This is a genomic window from Mycolicibacterium vinylchloridicum (assembly GCF_013404075.1).
Classification (GTDB): Bacteria; Actinomycetota; Actinomycetes; order Mycobacteriales; family Mycobacteriaceae; genus Mycobacterium; species Mycobacterium vinylchloridicum.
Genome location: NZ_JACBJQ010000170.1, coordinates 1 through 1,507, shown reverse-complemented (window position 1 = coordinate 1,507; position 1,507 = coordinate 1). Strand labels below are relative to the sequence as shown.

1 protein-coding gene and 1 pseudogene are annotated in these 1,507 nt (G+C 60.7%); both read right to left on the bottom strand.

The window, feature by feature from the left end:
• Positions 1 to 183: 183 nt before the first annotated feature.
• Positions 184 to 378, bottom strand: coding sequence for a hypothetical protein (locus HPC46_RS34360; RefSeq protein WP_179476432.1), 195 nt, complete (start codon positions 376 to 378; stop codon positions 184 to 186).
• Between the two features lie 544 nt (positions 379 to 922).
• A pseudogene (locus HPC46_RS34355) lies at positions 923 to 1,420 on the bottom strand (IS30 family transposase); the annotation flags it as partial.
• Positions 1,421 to 1,507 lie beyond the last annotated feature (87 nt).

The following is a 1,507-nucleotide window of genomic DNA, read 5'->3' as shown; positions in this document are numbered from 1 at the left end:
CAGCAAATCCCGAGCCGATCAGAGCTCACCGACCGAACAGGAGGCCACCCCCGCGGCACTGACCGCCTGAACCATCACATCGAAGAATCACACGACGACGTCGTACACCACGCCCCTGGACTTGACCTGGTCCCGCCGATCGTGGACGGAATCAAACTTGGACACGGAGCAGCGTTAGCGTAATCAGCTCTGCCTTGGCCGATCCAGTGCCGCGCGTCGGCGAGCTTGCGGCTCGGCAACCCGTTGCACGGCCAGGTTCGCACCCATGTTCATCTCAACGGAAGGCATTGCCTCGGTGGTCTGCTCGGACTGGCGTGACAATTCGTTGAACCGCGCAAGCCCATCGGTGGCCGGATCGGCGCTCACAGTCTCAGCCATCGGCGAGTATGCCAACGCCAACGCCGCGAGCGCCCCGGAATGAACGACCCATTCCATCTGAACGGTCGAGTTGTAAAACGTGCGGTCCTCAACTGCGATCGCCGAAGTCTGTTGGACCTGTGTGGGTTTTGATAGACGACGGACGGGCATCGTCGTTGTCTAGGCAGGCCGGTCAACGAACCACTTCAGCGTGGCAAGCACAGCGGTGCCTGCGGATTACGGCGGCACGGCCGACGGACGTTGTTACATATCAATGCAATGGCGGACGGGATGTGATCGGTCACGCGCACGATACCGGCAACCTATTGCGGTCGTTTGCGTACGCGCGGTGTTGAGCGAAATCGCGTCCGGCCTCACCCGCGCGCTAGCAGGATCGCGAGCTGGTCGGGCGCAAGGGCTACCGGTGGCAGACGATCGGCGTCAGCAACCAACCAAAGGATAATATCGGGAGCACGATCAGCTTTCATGCCTTGACGATTGGCCGGGCAGCGCGGTACTCAGCCGCAATCACAGCACCTCCCCGCGCCCCACATGCGGGGCGGATTCAAGGTGCTAGTGCAACAGCGGGTGGATCGGACGGTTGGGACAGTAGTTCGTCGAGGGCTTGGGCGGGTGTTTTCCAGTCGAGGGTTTTGCGTGGCCGGTTGTTGAGCTTGGCGGTGACATAGTCGAGGTAGTCCTCGGGAAACACTGATAGGTCGGTTCCTTTAGGGAACCACTGGCGTAGAAGGCCATTGGTGTTCTCGTTCGTGCCGCGTTGCCACGGAGAATGTGGGTCGCAGAAGTAGATGTCTAGATCGAGAGCTTCGGCGATCTTGGCGTGGTTGGTCATTTCCTTGCCCTGATCCCAGGTCAGGGTTTGGCGAAGCAGTGCAGGCAACTGCGACATCTTGGCCACGATCGCGTTTTGTAGCGCTTCGGCGCTGTGATTGTCCGGCAGGTGCAGCAGCAGGGCGTATCGGGTCGAGCGCTCCACGACTGTGCCAATCGCTGATCCGGACTGAGCAATGATCAGAACCTGTGGATGACCCTCGGTGGGGCGGCATGAAAGTGGGCGCACCTTCCCGGGGATGATCTGAAGTCCAAGGTTCTCTGATCAAGACCGGCGTTGACGCGCTGGTTGGGAAGG

What these genes read in the sequence shown, in the direction of transcription:
- HPC46_RS34360 (WP_179476432.1), bottom strand. Translation starts at nt 378, where the DNA reads ATGGCTGAGACTGTGAGCGCCGATCCGGCCACCGATGGGCTTGCGCGG.